We start from the raw sequence: 16,652 nt of genomic DNA on the forward strand, positions 1-16,652 counted from the left end.
CACCCGCCTCCCATGATTCACTGCTTTTACCGCCCGTTAACTCCTTAATGTGCCGTAATCCGATTAAAGTAGCCGGTTATGCGATTCCTCCGCTCTTCAGCGGACCGAGGAGCCGACGGCCACAGCCGTAAGCTCTTCGTGATTGCCCGGTGCCTGCCCTTCGTGGCCCTGGTGGCCGTGGTCGCGATCGAGCTGTCACCGGTGCACACGGTGTACACGGGCCCCCTGCTGTCCCCGGCCCCGGCGCTGGCCGCGGTGACCATGGGGCCGCTGGGCACCAGTTCCGTGGCCGGTCTTGCCCTCCTGGTGAGCTCGACCACCGCGACGGTCAACCACGCCTGGGGCACCCAGCAGGTGTACGCGAACATGGCCGCGCTGCTGCTGGTGGCGATCGCGAGCGTGGTGAGCAGCGCCGTACGGGTCCGCAGAACGCGTGAGCTGACGCAGGTGCGGCGGATCGCCGAGGTCTCGCAGAACGTGGTGCTGCGGCCGCTGCCCACCCGGATGGGCATGGTGATGGCCGCCAGCGTGTATCTGGCGGCCGAGCGGGGCGCGCAGATCGGCGGCGATCTGTACGAGGCGATGACCACCCGGTTCGGGGTGCGTCTGATCGTCGGGGACGTACGGGGCAAGGGGCTGGCGGCCGTGCGGTCGGCCGCCGCGGTGCTGGGCGCCTTCCGCGAGGCGGTGCACTACGAACGCGACCTGGCCGAGGTCATGCACCGCTGCGCGGCCGCGCTGCAGCGGGAGTACGCGCTGCTTGACCGGACGGCCGATCCGCGGCACTGGGAGGAGCAGGCCGAGCAGTTCGTCACCGTACTGCTGGCGCAGGTGCCGGACGATGCGACGATCCAGCTGATCAACCGCGGCCATCCGCCGCCGCTGATCGTCCAGGGCGGCTGCGTACGGACCCTCGACCCCACCCGCCCGCTGCCCCCGCTCGGCCTGGAGGAGTTCCTCACCGGCCCGCCCATCGCCACCGAGACCTACCCGTTCACCGCGGGCGAGCGGCTGCTGCTGCACACCGACGGGGTGCTGGAGGCGCGCAACCGCTCCCACGAGTTCTTCCCGCTGCCGGAGACCCTGGAGATACTGGACGGCGCCACCCCGGAGGAGTACCTGGACCGGCTGCGCCAGGCGCTGGTCCGGCACGCCGACGGGCATCTGACCGACGACGCGGCGATGATCCTCATCGAACGGACCGAAACGGCCCCCGGGATCGTCCTGCCCGGCGACCCGTAGACCCGGCCCGGGCGGGCTCGGGCCGGTGACGGCTCAGTCGGCGGGCACCACCGCCCGTCCGTAGGGCACCAGGCGGACCGACCCGATCAGGCCGTACCGCTGCCGCTTGGCCGCCCCGAACTCCGCCGGGCGTACGGTCCGCAACCGGTTCAGCAGCGTGGTGGCCACCTCGACCTCGATCGTGTTCTCCCCGCGCCGCAGCAGGCCCCCGAGGTCCACCACGCCGGTGACCTGGTCCACCGGGCCCAGCGCGGTGCCGTTGACGGTGACCCGGTAGGTGTCGAAGACCTCCCCAAGCTCCAGCCGGGCGCCGGTGGCTCCGGTCCAGCCGCGCCCCAGCCGTACGGTGGCGCGGTAGCGCCCGACGCCGGAGACGTCCTCCAGACCGGGGAGGTCCGGCCAGGCCGCGAGGGCGTCGAGGTCCAGTCGGTGGTCCACCGTCACATGGCGGTCGGGCGTGCGGCCAGGACGCCAGTCGGCCACCCGCAGCGACCAGCGGTCCAAGGTGAGCGGCGCGGGCAGCTCGCCGATGCGCGCGACGACCTTCCGACCGTCGCTCAGCACGGTCTCGCGGGCCCCGGGCCGGGTGTCGAGCACCTCCAGCACACCGTCCGCGATCCGCGCCGACTGGGCGTCGGTGCTCAGCGCGTGGAGCGGCCCGGCGCCGCGCGCGAGCGCGACCAGGGCGGTGGCCCCGGGCGCCAGGGTGATCCGCAGCGTGACCCGGCCGCCGTCGTCGTCGCGGTGGACGGCGAGGGGCGCCACCTCGCCGGTCCAGGCGTCGAGCGCGTACGGGGCGGCCTTGGCCCACGGCGTGGCGATGGCCACCTCGTGGTCCACCGCCGCGGTCGCCGAGCCGTTGGCGAAGAAGTGGTAGGCCACGTCCCGCCCCGCCCGGTGGGCGTGCAGCAGCGGCGAGCGCGCCGCGTACGCCACGTCGGGCTCGATGCCCAGCTCGGCCAGGGCCGCGGGGATATCGGGCCGGTCGGCGGCGCGCCGCACCCCGGGGACGGCGAGCAGCCGGGTGATCAGGGCACGAAGCCGCTCGTCGTCGCCCTCGTGCGGCAGCCCGGGCACATGCCCGTCCGACCAGTCCCCCACCACGATCATCGGCAGCCCGTCCTCGGCCAGCTCGATCAGCCTGCGGGTGACCTCCAGCTCCAGGGTGTGCTCCCGCCCGATCATGACGTCGCCCTCCAGCACCAGCACCTTGAAGGCGGGCCCGTCGGGCGCCAGCCGCCCGTCCCGCACCACGGCGCTCGGCAGGCCGAGCGAGCGCGGGCTGAGGAAGGTGTGCGTCCAGCCGAGCGGCACCCCGTCCGGGGTGAACCAGGGCGCGCCGAGCCCGGAGCCCGCGTACCCCTTCTGGCGCAGCACGGCCACGTCCACCCGGTGGGTGCCGGACTGGAGCACGCCCTGGACCCGGCCGAGGTATCCGGCCACGTCGGACACATGGCGCCAGGCCGGGGTGCGCGGCCCCCACGCCTCGCCGTATCCGGGGCCGCCGTGGTACGGGGAGAAGGCGGCGAAGCCCGGCCAGGCGGCGCCGGGCGCGGTCGCGTAGCCGAAGCCGTGCAGCACCGCCTGGTTGACGCCCGCGCAGTACTGGGTGACCAGCTTGCGCAGCGTGGCGTCCCAGGTGGTGGCGTACGCACCGCCCGCCGTGGCGCCCGCCTCGTTCGACAGCACCCGCCCGCCGCCCATGTCCCGGCCACCGGCCAGACAGCGGAAGTCGTCGAGATTCTTGAAGCCGAGCGATTCGCCTTCGGGGATGTCCAGGAGCGAGGCGCTGTGGATCGCGTCGGTCTCCAGGCCGTACGGCTGGACGCGCAGGGCGAGGCCCAGCGAATGGGCCCAGTCGCGCAGCGGCAGCAGGTGGTGTTCCAGATACAGATCGGTGATGACCTGCATATAGTCGCGGCGCACGGCCTTGTTGGTGGCGGCGTCGAAGGCGAAGACGTATTTCTCGTCCTTCTCGATCACCGCGGCCAGATACGGCAGCAGGGGGTGGCCGATGCGCCGCTCGAACTCGTCCGCCAGGCCGGGGGTCCACAAGGTGGCGTCGGTCTCGATCTCCAGGGAGTCCTCGAACAGCGCGCCCCCGGCCCGGCGCAGCAGTTCGCGGACCCGGCGGGTGAGGACGCGGCGCTCCCAGAAGTCGGTGACCGCGCGGGTGCCGGCGGCGCTGAAGTGGTCGACGACATGGGCGAGCGGGGAGGTGTGGGCGGGGCCCTCGGGCCGCTGCCCGGAGCCGCGCTCCCAGTACGAGATCAGCGCCCACTGTCCGTCGTCGGGCGCGGTCCACTGGAGGGCGCCGTCGCGGACCAGCGCGGTCAGGTCGGTCACCGAGTCCCGGTCCAGCTGCAGCGGCGCCGGGGCCGCGGCGGCCGCGCCGATGCGGGCCGCCTGCACCCACAGCAGCCGCCGGTCGGTCACGCCCTCGGCCGCGGGCACCACCGGCGGCGGCACCGGGCCCGCGTAGGAGCCCTGGAAGGTGTTCAGGCCGTGGGCCAGCTCGTGGGCCGCCGCCTCGCTGTCCGGGGTGACGGTGGGCACGGCGGCGGGCCAGGCCGGGCCGATGGTGACATCGACGGTGAGGCCGCGCCGGTCGGCTTGGCGCAGGGCGCTCTCAAGCCCGGCGACCCAGGCCGCGGTCCCCCAGCCGTAGCGCTCGGCGTCGATGGGCTCGCTCAGGCTGTGGGTGACGGCCGCGATCTCCACCCCGCCGAATCCGGCATCGGCGATCTGGTCGACCTCCCTGGCCAGCTCGGCCGGGTCCACCAGGCCGTCCGGCCACCACCAGCGGAACTTGGGCCGCACGGCGCGGCCCGGCGAGGCGAACGTGGCGGCGAAGCCGGGCCGCGGGGCTGTCTCGCGCGCGACGGCGGCGGGAGCCGCGGTCGTCGGGAGGACCGCCGCCCCGGCCGCGGCGCCCAGGCCGAGCAGCGTCCGGCGGCGCGGGCCGCCTCTGTTGTCTCTCACGCGTCCGTCTCTCATGCGTCGCTCCCGGTCCGCGGCTCGGATACGGGCTGGTATACGGACGTGAAGGTCCAGGTCCCGGAGGGCACTTCGTACACCCGCACACCGTCGTCCGTGCGCAGCGGCCGCGCCCCGTCCGGCGCGCCCACGGCCCCGGAGGTGACGGGCACCCGCACCTCGGCGGTGGTCCCGGCGGGCACCGTCACGGTCAGCCGGTACGCGGAGCCGTCGCGCCGCCAGGAGCTGCGGGCCGGGCCGTACGGCGTGGTGTACGAGGCCGCCACCGAGGTCAGATCGCCGACGACGGCGGGCGCGAAGAGCAGCCTGCGGTAGCCGATCGAGTCGTCGGTCTGCCGGATCCCGGCGAGGGAGCCGGTGAACCAGCCGTCGATCACGCCGAGCATGAAGTGGTTCTGGGACTGGCCGGAGCCGCCGTCCCAGGTCTCGCCGAGCGTGGTGTTGCCGTGCTGGACCTGGTAGCCGTAGCTCGGGCTGTCGGTCCTGGTGGCGATCCGGTAGACGACGTCGTCGCGCCCGGCGGCGGAGAGCACCCGGAAGGCGGCGGGCAGCGAGATCTCGCCGAGCACCAGATGGTCGCCGGCCTGCTCGACGCTGTGCACGAAGTGGTCGAGCAGCCGCTGCCGCTGTCCGTCGGGCACGGCCCCCATGTCCAGCGCGAGCGCTTCCGCGCCGTGTCCGCCGCCGCCGAAGGTGCCGGTGGTGGCGTCGTAGTACTTCGCGTTCAGGGCGGCGACGGAGGCGTCGGCCTTCTCCCGGTACGCGGCGGCGTCCTCGCGCTCGCCGAGCACTCCGGCGATCCGGCCGAGCGCGTCGACCACCCGCCAGTAGCCGTAGGTGCCCGCGACGGCGCGCGGGAAGGTGCGGTCTGGGGTGATCCAGTCGCCCAGGCCGTAGTCGAGGATGCCGTCGGTGACCTGCCGCTCGAGGAAGGCCGCGTACTCCTTCATCCTCGGGTAGTAGGTGCGCAGCGTCTCCTGGTCGCCGTAGGTGGTGTACAGCTGCCAGGGAACGAGGACGAACGCCCCGCCCCAGTTGGCGTCGTTGCGGTAGGCGCCCGGCAGCAGGGTGTAGTCCGGCACGGTGCTGGGGATCAGGCCGTCCGGGGTCTGTGCGTCGGCCATGTCCCGGACGATCTTGCGCAGTTGGGACCGCATGTCGTAGTTGGCGGCCAGGGCGGGGAAGACCAGCTGGTCCTGCTCCAGCCAGCCGAGCTTTTCGCGGCTGGGGCAGTCGGTGAGGACGCTCATCATGTTGCCCTGGATGGCGCCCCGGATGAGCGAGTGGATGCCGTTCAGCAGCTCGCTTCCGCTGGTGAACTCCCCCGCGGAGGCGTTGTCGGTGTGCAGGACAAGGCCGCGTACGGACACCTCGGCGCCCTCGGGCAGGCCCTTGAGCTCCAGATAGCGGAAGCCGTGGTAACTGAAGCGCGGATGCCAGGTCCGCGCCCCGGTGCCGGCCGTGGTGTAGCTGTCCCACAGCGGCGCGCCGACGTTGCTGATGGACTGGTGGGCGTGGCCGTCCTTGAGGCTTTCGGCCGGGTAGACGCGTACCGCGGTGCCCTCGGGCGCGCGCACGGTGATCTCGGGCCATCCGGCGATGTTGCGCCCGAGGTCGAACACCCGGCTGCCCTGCGGGGAGTTCGCGACCTCGGTGCCCTTCAGCGTCTCGGTCACCCGGATCGGCTCGGTCTCGCGGGCGCTGACCTGGGCCGGGTCGGTGGCGGTGCCGGGCGCGGCGACGGCGGTGGCGGCGCGCCAGCCGGTGCGGTCGCCGCCGGGCCGGTCCCAGTGCGGGAGCTCCCGGCGGGCGTCGTAGTCCTCTCCCCCGTACCAGTTGGCGGAGGTGGTGGCGCCGAGCGTGGTACGCCAGTCGGGGCCGCTGGCGATGCGCCGAACGGTGCCGTCGGCGAGGGTGATCTCCAGCTGTGCGAGCAGTTTGGGGTCGCTGAGGTTGCCGTAGAGCTTGCGGTAGCGGTCGGCGGTGCTCACGACGTTGGCCATGCCGTTGCCCAGTTCGACGCCGATGGTGTTGGCACCGCGCCGCAGCCGCTTGGTCACGTCGTAGGTGGCGTACTGCACACGGTCGGCGAAGTCGGTGTTGGCGGGCTCCAGTACGGCGTCCCCCACCGGGCGGCCGTTGATCCGGGCGTCGTACACGCCGAGGCCGGTCAGGTAGAGGCGGGCGGAGCGGATGTCCTTCGGGACGGTGAAGTCCTTGGCGAACAGCGGGAGTCCGGCCGGGAGGTACGGCTTCGGCGGCGTCTGCCCGCTGACGCGGGCGGCCTCGGTGAACGGGCCGGTGGCCGCGTCCGCGGTGGCGACGGTGTAGTCGACGGGGAAGCCCGGCACCCGGCCGTCGGCGGTGAGGACGTCGGCGCGCGGGTAGAGCAGCACCCGGTCGAAGCGGGCGGTCTGCTTGAGGTCCAGGGTGAGGGTGATCGGCGTGGCGGACACATCGGCGTCGGGGTGCGGTTTGCTCGCGTATCCGGCGGCGGTCTGCGCCCCGCTGTTGGTGAGTCCGTCCACGGCGAGGGCGGGCTCCCAGGTCTTGCGTACGGTGTTGCTCTCCGAGGCGGTGACCACCGCGCCCTTGGCGAGGTCGGGGCCTTCGGGGTCGGCGGAGTCGCGCACCTCGACCTCGGCCAGCTGGAGCCGACGGGTGAGGGCGGGGAAGTCGCCTTCGGCGAGCGGCAGTCCGAGCCGGGTGACGTCGAGCCGTACATAGCGGGCGGTGGTCCTGGGCAGATCGACGGCCACGGGCGTGACCCGACGGCCGCTCAGCTGCCAGTCGGGGTGGCCGATCCACTGCGCGGACCAGTCCTTCGGCGAGGTCAGCCCGGTCTCGAAGACGGACGGGGCGCTCCAGCCGGACGCCCGGCCCGCGCCGCCGCCGGCCCACACCTTGACCCGCCAGTACACGCGGGTGCGTGGCCCGAGCCGGTCGCCCGCGTAGCCGGCCCGCGGCGCGGCGGAGCCGACCTTGCCCGAGTCCCACAGGTCGGGGCGGCCCGCGTCGAGCCGGGCCGCGCTGGTGGCGGCCTGTACGCGGTAGGCGCGCTGCACGGTGTCCCGGCCGGTGGTGGTCGGCCGCCAGCTGAGCTCGGGCGTGGTGTCGTCGATGCCGAGCGCCTGCCGCAGGGCCCCGGTGCGCAGCGCGGTGGGGCGGCCGGCCTCGCTCGCCTCGGCGGGGGCCGCCGAGGACAGGGTGGTGGCCAGGGCGGCGAGGGCCGCGAGGGCGGTGGTGGCGAGCCGGGCGAAGCGGCCCCGGGGAAGTAGGGGTGGGTTCCCGCGTCGTCTGATGGAGGGGGCACCTCCCAGCGGTAGCTGGGGGAGCGTCGCAAGGCGGAGGATCGCCCTCGTAGTGGGCCTACTCGGGCGACTCCGACAACGCAGCGAGGTGCCGTGCCAGGCGGCGTGGGGGCGTGCCTCTACTTCCTCGGGGTCGCTTGGTCTGCGGAGCAGCGGTGGCCGCGGGGGTCGGAGGGTTCGGTCCATGGGTTCTCCATGAGTGGTCGGGGGCCCGGCAGGGAAACGGGCGGAAGTCGGGCACGCTCGAACGCGAAACGGGCATCAGGCGGGCGCGGGGCGGGCCGCGGCCGGGCCCGGGTCAGACGGTGCGGATGAGACGGACCGTCACCGGGCGCACCGGACGCAGCGCCACCGGCCCCAGCAGCCCGGACGGCAGCGCCTTGCCGCGCTCGTTGGCGAGGGTGTTGGCGACGCGGACGGCGATCGTGTTGACGCCGGGGCGCAGTTGGTCGGTGACGTCCACGGTGTACGGGGCCCACAGCGCGGGCGGCAGCGCGGCGCCGCCCACCGTCACCCGGGCCACCTCGCGCACCTCGCCGAGGTCGAGGTGGACGCGGCGGCCGTCCAGGTCCGCCCGGGTGAGGGTGATGTCCTTGGTGTAGGTGGCGCTGCCGGAGAAGCGCGGGTCCAGGCCGGTCCAGCTGCCGAGCGGCCGTACGACGGGCTCGGCACCGTCCCGCTCCAGGGCCACGGTCCAGTCGCCGTCCAGCGGGATCGCCCGCAGCGGATCGGTGACCTCGGCCTCGCCACCGTAGGTGTGTCGCCCGTCGGTGCCGCTGAACGCGTACCGGCCGGGGGCGTCGGCCAGCGCCTTCGCCAGCAACCGGCCGCCCTCGGCGGTCACGGCGGTGACCTGGAGGTCCGCCCGGGTCAGATGGGGGCGGGTCGTGGCGCCCGCGCGGAACACCACGGCCAGCGTCTCGTACGGGCGCAGGCGCACCGGCACCCGGGTGGCCTCGGCGCCGGGCCGGCCGGCCGCGTCGTGGACGGGGGCGGGGGTGACCGCGCCGGTGGCCGGGTCGCGCAGCTCCGGTGCCCCACCGACCGGGAACACCGCGTCGGTGACGACGGTTTCCGCGCTCTCGTTGTTGAGCAGGAAGGCCGTGTCCCGGCCGGAGGTGGTGCGCAGCACCAGCACCGAGGTGGCGGGGGGATCGAGCACGGCTGCCGCAGTGCCCGCGGCACGGGCCGCCTCGCCGAGCCCGGCGGGGTCCGCGACCCGCACGGCCCGGCCCCGGCCGACCCGGCGGCTGCCCGGGGCCCGCTCGGGGAACAGGGCCCGCAGGGCGCGGCGCAGCGCGGCGTCGTCGCCGCCCGCCTCCTGGTCGGGCAGTTCGCCGACGGCGATGACCGTGCCGCCGCCGCGGGCGAACTCGGCGAGGGTACGGGCGGTGGCGGCGTCCAGGACCGGGGTGTTCGGCAGGACCGCCACCTCGTAGCGGGCGTGGCCGACGGCCAGGGTGCCGCCGTCGGCCCTGGCGTGGTCCCGCAGGCCCCGGTCGCCGGACAGGGCACCCTCATGGACGAGGTCGAAGTCGGTCTGGGCGCTCTCCAGCGCGCGGGCGGCGGCGCCGAACGCGGTGTCCAGCGCGGTGCCCTGATCAGTGCCGCGCCACTGCTCGGCGGCGCGCTGCGGCTGGATCAGGGCGGTGCGGGCGGCGGAGGTGCCGCGGACGGACTCCATCACCCGCCCGGTCCAGTCCGCCAGCGGGCGCATCGCCCACCACCAGGGGGCACGCGGGCCGAACGGCGGCGGGAAGTAGACCCGTGTCTCATCGGTCCACAGCGCGTGCAGCACGGTCAGATTGACGCCCCGGGCGGCGGCCGCGCCCAGCAGTGCGTGCGCGAAGGCGGGCGCGACCTGCCAGCCCATGTTGCCGAACGCCTCCAGCAACACCCGCTCGCGGCCCGCCTGGTGGGCGGCGCTGGCCGGGTTGCGCGGGATCATGGTGGGCTTGCCCGCCTCGTACTCGGCGGTGATGATGTCCCCGCCGGGGATCTGCGCCCACTGGTTGATCTTGTGCAGATCGCCGGTGGAGGCGATGCGCTTGGCGGGGGCGGTCTCGTCGTAGAGCGGGTTGGTGATCAGCGCGACGCGCCGCTCGGCGTACCAGCGGGCCTGTTTGCGGAAGGCGAGCGCGAACCGGTCGGACACCGCCTGCCAGAAGCGCCCGCGCAGCACCCGGCCCTCCCGGCCGAGGCCGTCGTCGAACAGCGCGGCGTACGCCCGGCCGGGCTCGGCGCCGACCGCCCGCAGGGCCGCCTCCAGCGTGGGCGACCAGGGCAAGCGTTTGAAGTGCGGCTCGGCGGAGGCGAAGAACGGCTCGTCGTCCCAGAAGCCGGGCACGACGCTGCCGAAGTAGCGGCCGAATCTGCGGTGGTACTCGCCGGGCACCATGTCAAGCAGCAGCTCGATGGGTTCCTCGTCGAGCAGGTCGATGTAGGCGCGGCTGTAGCCCTGGGTGTCGTCGGCCAGGACGGTCCCGCCGAACACATCGATCTGCCACCGCCCCGCGGGCACCTCCCAGCGGCGGGTGGTCCGCAGCCGCTCGGTGAGCTCGACCAGCCGCGTGGCGTCGTCGGCGCCGACCGGGCGGGCGACGGCCGCCACCGGCGCGGCGGCCTGGGGCGTGCGGCGGGTGGCGAACTCGCCGGGGGTGGACGGGTCGGCGAAGTCCTCGCGGTAGAGGACCGTGCCGTCGGCCGCGGTGACGGTCAGGTCCTCCCACAGGGCGCGCTGGGTGCCGGTGGCGTGCACACCGACGCTGCCCGCCGGGTGGGCGTCATCGGTGACCGTGCCCTTGTCCTTGTCGTCCAGCCGGACGGTGAGCGTGGCGCCGCTGACGGCCACCCGCAGAGTGTGGAACTTGGTCCGGTTGAAACCGTCCGTGCGGGTGCTGCGGGCGAGTTCGGTGCGCTCGCCGCCGCTGCGCCGGGAGATGGTGACCACCCCGGTCTGATCGAACTCGACCAGATAGCCGTCGTCTCCGGTGGCGGAGGCGCGCAGCAGCAGACCCGCGGCGGCCGTCTCGGCCTTGGCGCTGCCGGTGACCGTACAGTCGTCCCAGCTGGCCCCGCGGCGCAGCACGGCCGCGCCGCCGAGCACCGCGGCGTCCGCCACCAGCCGGCCGCTCTCGACGCCGACGCCCGTGGTGTCGTACAGATCGACGGTGGCCGGGCCCTCCACCACGGTGGTGGACCGCCACAGCGCTTTCAGCCGCAGCTCGGGGCGGGCGGGGTAGTGGCGGGTCCCGACCGTGCCGCCGTTCACGATCAGCCCGGCGGCGCGGCCACTGGGGAAGTGGTTGTCGTTGAACACCCACACCCGCATCCCGGTGCGCTCGGCGACGGCCAGGACGTGTCCGACCACGTCGAACCAGTCCTCGCTGAAGAACACCGGGCTCATCTCGGCGTTGTCGAAGGGGAAGACGACGACCTCGTACATCCCCTTGTCGCGCAACTCGGCCAGCTGCCGGTCGATCAGCTCATGGGTGACCGGTCCGTTCCAGTACCAGTAGACCGTGGGGCGGCTGTCGCGGCGGGGGTCGGTGAAGTGGGCGGCGGGGAAGCCGGCCGCGGGCTCCGCGTGGGCCGCGGGCAGGCCGGTGCCGAGTGCGGCGACGACCGCCCCGGAGGCCATGACGAAGTGGCGCCTGGTCGGTCGGATCGGTCTTTCGGGCTCTGGGGTGCCGGTTTCAGGCATGGGGGTGCTCCCGTAGGGACAGGGGTGTGCGGGCGGGGGTGGAGGTTCGGGGGTACGGGTCAGCCGTCGGTGCGGTGCAGCGCGGCGACCTCGGCGGCGGTCAGGGCGCGCCCCAGGACGCGGAAGTCGGCCACGGCGCCGTGCAGATAGGGGTGGGTGGGGTTCTGGGAGCGGCCGAGGTAGTTGCGGGTGGTCGCGCCGAGCAGCAGCGGTCCGGACACCACCGCGTCGTTGCGCCCGGCCTCCGCGCCGTCCACGTACAGCACGCCGCTGCCGCCGCCGAGGGTGAGCACCAGATGGGTCCACCGGCCCGGCTCCAGGGCGGCCGAAGCGTCGATGAAGTCCTCCGCCTCCATGCCCGCGATCTTCCACGCCGCGCGGGCCTTGCCGGCCCCGGTGCGCGGAGTGAGGAACAGATAGGTGTTCTTGTGGAAGCCGAGGTCGAAGACGCGGGCGGAGTTGACCACACTGTCCAGGAACACTCGTACCGAGAGGGTGAGTTGGGGCAGGCCCGTCAGCAGCCCCGGTGGCAGCGCGATATGGCCGTCCTTCCCGTCCAGCGCCACCGCCCGCCGCCCCGCGGTGGTCCAGGTGGCGCCGCCGGCCAGCCGGGCGTCCGGGAAGCGGCGCAGCGCTTCCGCGCTGACCGCCCCGGCGCCCTCGGCCAGCGGGAAGTGGGCGATCTCGCGCCGCCCGGGGCCGCGCGGCGGAACGGCGAAGTAGACGTTGTAGTTCTGGTGGTGCACCCGGTGGAAGGGCAGCAGCGGCACCTTCTCCCCCTCGGCCACCGCGGTGAACTCCGGCCCGCCACGCCCCGCCATCCGCCGCACTGAGGACGGCTCGATGTCCGGGATGGTGTTCAGGTCCTGCTCCCCGTATGCGCCGGCCAGCACCAGCGGGCCGTACGACACCGCCTTGATATGCGGGTTGTCCGGCGCCGGGCGCCACACCAGCTCGCGCGGGAAGGTCAGCTCGACGGTGTCACCGGTGCGCCAGCGCCGGTCGAGGGTCAGATAGCGGCCCGGCACCGGAGTGGCGGCGGTGTCCACGGGGCGGTGCCCGCCCACCAGCACCCGGGCCCGAGGCCCTGCGTCCGCCAGCCAGCCGGGCACCCGCACCTTGAGCGCGAGCCGCCCGCCGCCTTCGGTGACGGTCAGCCGGACGGTGTCGGTGTCGGGGTAGCCGGACCGCTGGACCAGCCGGAATCCGCGCTCGGCCCATGTCACTTCGGAGGGGATGAAGAGGTTGACGTACAGGGCGCCGGCGTCCTCGTCGCGGAAGTAGATGGTGTCCGCGAACTTGGTGTGGGTCTCCATCCCGGTGCCGTGGTCGCAGGAGAAGTTGTCGTAGTCGCCGCTGTAGCTGCCCGGCGCCGAGCCGAGGCCGCCCTTGGGCTGCCGGCGCGACCCGGCCCACAGACCGGTGTAGTACGTGACGAAGCCGTGGTCGGAGTCGGGGTCCTGCTCGCCGAGCAGCTGGTTGTACAGGGTCCACTCGTAGTGGTCCATGTACGCCGCCCTGCCCGGCTCGTGGAGGAACAGCTGACGGCCGATCTTGAGCATGTTGTAGCTGTTGCAGTTCTCGCAGGTGTCCTCCGACAGCCTGCTGACGATCTGCCCTGGCGGGCCGAAGAACTCCTGGTTGGAGTTGCCGCCGATGACATACGAGTGGTCGCGCACCACGATGTCCCAGAAGTTCCGGGCGATCCGCAGATAGCGCGGGTCCCCGGTGGCCCGGTACTCCTCGGCCGCGCCCACGATCTTGGCGATCTCGGTGTTGGCGTGGCGCCCGTCGAGCTCGTCGCGCCCCTCGTCCAGCGGGCCGTAGAGCGACTGGTGGTCGAAGCGGCGCGCGGTCCGCAGATGGACGGGGTCGCCGGTGACCAGGTACAGCCCCGCCAACACCTCGTTCATACCGCCGAACTCCACACCGAGGAGCCGCTGCATGGTGGCCTCGTCGAGCGGGGCGGTGCGGGAGTCGACCCAGGCGGCCATCCCACGCAACACCTCAAGGGCCTGGTGGTTTCCGCTGAGCCGGTGCTGGTCGAGCAGCCCGGCCATGATCTTGTGGATGGTGTAGTACGGGGCCCACGGCTTGCCGCCCGCCTCGAGGTCGTCGAAGATCCGCTCGGGAAACGCGGACAGATAGCCCGTCCGGTAACCCGCACCGGGCGAGGCCGCCTGACACTCGGCGAGCGCCGCCAGGATTCCGCGCGCCTTGTCCGCGTACGTCTGCTCGCCGGTGTTCGCATGGGCGAAGGCCAGCGCGGAGAGCAGATGCCCGGTGCTGTGGCCGCGCAGCAGCACGTTCGGCGCCTCCCAGCCGCCGCACGGCTGGGCGGTGGAGGGCAGTTGGACGTTCAGCCGGAAGGTGTGCAGCAGCCGCTCCGCGTCGACGAAGCGCAGATAGGACAGGGTGCGCCGCATATTGGCCAGGAACGGGCTCTCCAGCAGCCGTACGGCGGAGAGCGGGAAGGGCGCCAACCGGGCGGGGGCGGCCCCGACGTCGGTGGAGGCGGGGTCGGGGGAAGCGGGGTCGGGGGCGTCGGCGAAGGCGGGAGTGGGCAGCCCCATGGCCCACGCGGCGGTGGCCGCGCCACCCGCGGCCAGCGCCCGTCTGCGGCTCATACGGGGCCCTGCGACTGATCCGGATCCGGTCATGGCGTGCGTCTCCTTCGGGGGCAGGGCGGTCCCCGAGTCGTGACCTGCCCGAAGTTGAAACGTTTCGATTTGATGGCCAGGAAGCTATGGGCGTACGCGGCCGTGCGTCAAGGGTTGTGCCACCCAAAGAAGTTGACACGATTCAGCCATGGCACCGACACTGGCCGACAGACCGGTCGACGGACCAGCCGACGGTCCGCTCAGTGGACCGGTCCGCCCACCGGACCTCGGGCCTCGCGCCCGGGCGGCGGTCCCGGCACGGGAAATCCTCCCCGTGTGTCGGATATTGAGCGGTACGGCATTCAGTGCGAATTTCTCCCGGAGGCGCCGTCGCCCGGGAAATCAAACCACCATCTGTTTACGCATCACGCCTATCCCTCATGTATGCGGGCCGAGTAGCCTGTTCTGGCTTTGGCTACTGTCGTGTTTGGGAGGCTGAGAGCCAGTGATCGTGCTCGGTTACAACGGATTCAGCAGAGGCGCGGAGCTTTTCGGACGTCTCTACGGCGCGACCGGTGTCGGCCGTAATCTTTTGGTGGGTCATGACGCCGCGGCGGCTCTGGTGATCGACGGCGAGTTGGTTGCGGCAGTCGAGGAGGAGCGGCTGAGCCGGGTCAAGAAGACCTCCGATTTCCCGGCCCAGGCAATCAAGTGGTGCCTGGACTCCGCCGGTGTCGACCTCGACCAGGTGGACGTTTTCGCTTTCCCCTGGCGCTTTTCGCCCACCGTGGCCGAGGAGATGATTTCGCAGATATGTGACTCCGACCTGCCGGTCACGGCCAAGTTCGACGCCCTGCGCAGCGCGGGTGAGGTCTACACCGGCATGTTCAGCCGTGAGGCGGTGTACAGCGACTTCGTCCAGCGCACGGGCTATGAGCTGGATCCCAACAAGCTCACCCTGGTGCCCCACCATCTGGCCCATCTCATGTGCGGCGCCTACCTGGCCGGCGGAGGCGACGCCGCCTTCCTGGTGAGCGACGGCCGGGCGGAGACCCTGTCCGCCGTCATGGGCGAGCTGCGGAACGGCGTGGTCAGCCTGTTCGAGGGCGGCACCGTGCCCATGACCAGTTCACTCGGCGTGGCCTACGGGCGGATCACCCGCTATCTGGGGTTCGTGCCCAACAACGACGAGTACAAGGTGATGGGCCTGGCCGCGTACGGCCCGCCGCCGCAGCACAATCCGCTGCTCGAACGCGTGGTGCGGTTGCATGAGGACGGCTCGTACACCATCTCCATCCCCATGGACATCGGGGCCTACTACGCGCTGTTCGACAGCCTCTTCGGCGGCGACAGCGAGAAGCGCGAGCAGTTCGACTTCCGGGTCAAGGTCGCCGGTCTTGCCCAGCACATGGTCGAGGCCATCACCGCTCATCAGCTGCGGACGCTGACCGCGGCCTCCGACCTGGACACCCTGCTCTTCGAGGGCGGTCTGGCGCTCAACTGCGTGGCCAATACGAAGATGCTGGAGAGGTCGTCGTTCACCGGGATGGAGGTCAGCTTCGGGGCCAGCGACCCGGGCGTCGCCATCGGCGCGGCCGTGTACACCGCCGGCCTCAGGAACCGGCCCGCCGACGCGGTCACCACCCCTTATCTGGGGCCCTCGTACGACGAGACGCAGGTCCTGGACGCGCTGGCGGAGTACGCGGATCGCGTCGAATGGCAGGAGGAGCCCGACGCCGCCGCGGTCGCCGAGCGGACGGCGGAGCTGCTCGCCGGGAGATGCGTCGTGGGCTGGTTCCAGGGCCGCGCCGAGTTCGGCCCGCGCGCCCTGGGCAACCGCAGCATCCTCGCCAACCCGGCCTTCCCCGACATCAAGGACATCATCAATCTCCGGGTGAAACACCGGGAGCCCTTCCGCCCGTTCGCGCCCGTCGTCCTTGAATCCGAGGCTCCGCGCGTCTTCGAGCTGGGCAAGAAGACCTCATCCCCGTATATGACCTTCGTCTTCCCGGTGCGGAAGGAGTACCAGGAGCGGATCCCCGGCGCCTGTCATGTGGACGGCACGGCGCGGATCCAGACGGTCGACGAGCGGCGGAACCCCGAGCTCGCACGGCTGTTGCGGGCCTTCACGGCGCGTACGGAGGTGCCCTGCCTCCTCAACACCTCGTTCAATGTGGCCGGTGAGCCCATCGTCTGCTCACCGCGGGACGCGCTGGAGTGCTTCCTCGCCACCGAGATCGACTACCTGGTGATCGACCGGTTCGTGATCACCAAGAAGGAAGGCTGAACCGTCGGCCCGCAGGGCGGTTTCGCCCTGCGGGCCGGTACGTCTCAATCCTCTTCAGAGCTGAATGGGCTCGTTGGGCCCACCCTTTGTCTCGATGGTCAAGAACGACAGAACCTCATCGCCGATGTTCTTCAGATCATGCAGGTGGTATCGCTCTGCCGCGACATCAAAATACCGCGTCTGGCCGCGGACATAGGAAATCTCCCGCGTACTGCCATCACTGTTGTGCTGACGGGCTTGGCCGTCTGTGAGAGCGATCCAGTGGTAGGGCAGGACATGCCGATGGACAGAAATCCGCTCTCCCGGCTGGAGATGAGTCTCCCAGATGCGCAGCGAATCGGTCTCTTTCAACAGCGACTGACCAACGCGGCCGTTATGGGCGTTGTTGTCGAAATCTGTTTTCAGCGCGGGGCTCCATCGATCGAACCCTTCGGCGACGACCGTGCTGGAAAGAGGGGAATGGGAGGGAGAATCGCTACCCACGACCGGATCCTTTCGGCTGAACGATATGG

7 protein-coding genes are annotated in these 16,652 nt (G+C 72.3%); 2 read left to right on the forward strand and 5 right to left on the reverse strand.

Annotated features, from left to right (window positions below):
• Positions 1-78 precede the first annotated feature (78 nt).
• A complete protein-coding gene (locus ACFV2X_RS12200) occupies positions 79-1,242 on the forward strand; it encodes a PP2C family protein-serine/threonine phosphatase (RefSeq protein WP_385614772.1) in 1,164 nt (387 codons plus the stop codon).
• A 33-nt stretch (positions 1,243-1,275) separates the two neighbouring features.
• On the opposite strand, the gene ACFV2X_RS12205 is transcribed toward ACFV2X_RS12200, so the two are convergent.
• From ACFV2X_RS12205 to ACFV2X_RS12220, 4 genes are all read right to left on the reverse strand, one after another.
• Entirely contained in the window at positions 1,276-4,224 is a 2,949-nt protein-coding gene (locus tag ACFV2X_RS12205; protein WP_385614775.1) for a glycosyl hydrolase, read from the reverse strand.
• A gap of 11 nt (positions 4,225-4,235) precedes the next feature.
• Entirely contained in the window at positions 4,236-7,736 is a 3,501-nt protein-coding gene (locus ACFV2X_RS12210) for a family 78 glycoside hydrolase catalytic domain (protein WP_385614778.1), read from the reverse strand.
• Between the two features lie 112 nt (positions 7,737-7,848).
• The gene (locus ACFV2X_RS12215; protein WP_385614781.1) at positions 7,849-11,253 is read right to left on the reverse strand and encodes a glycosylhydrolase-like jelly roll fold domain-containing protein; all 3,405 of its coding nucleotides are present in this window, start codon (positions 11,251-11,253) and stop codon (positions 7,849-7,851) included.
• Positions 11,254-11,312: 59 nt separating this feature from the next.
• A complete protein-coding gene (locus tag ACFV2X_RS12220; protein WP_385614783.1) occupies positions 11,313-13,913 on the reverse strand; it encodes a beta-L-arabinofuranosidase domain-containing protein in 2,601 nt (866 codons plus the stop codon).
• Between the two features lie 445 nt (positions 13,914-14,358).
• Here ACFV2X_RS12220 and ACFV2X_RS12225 point away from each other — a divergent pair, with 445 nt between their 5' ends.
• Entirely contained in the window at positions 14,359-16,140 is a 1,782-nt protein-coding gene (locus ACFV2X_RS12225; protein WP_385614786.1) for a carbamoyltransferase, read from the forward strand.
• A gap of 54 nt (positions 16,141-16,194) precedes the next feature.
• On the opposite strand, the gene ACFV2X_RS12230 is transcribed toward ACFV2X_RS12225, so the two are convergent.
• Entirely contained in the window at positions 16,195-16,623 is a 429-nt protein-coding gene (locus tag ACFV2X_RS12230) for a hypothetical protein (protein ID WP_385614788.1), read from the reverse strand.
• Positions 16,624-16,652: the final 29 nt, after the last annotated feature.

Origin of the sequence: Streptomyces sp. NPDC059679, from assembly GCF_042734105.1 — a bacterium.
Lineage (GTDB): Bacteria > Actinomycetota > Actinomycetes > Streptomycetales > Streptomycetaceae > Streptomyces.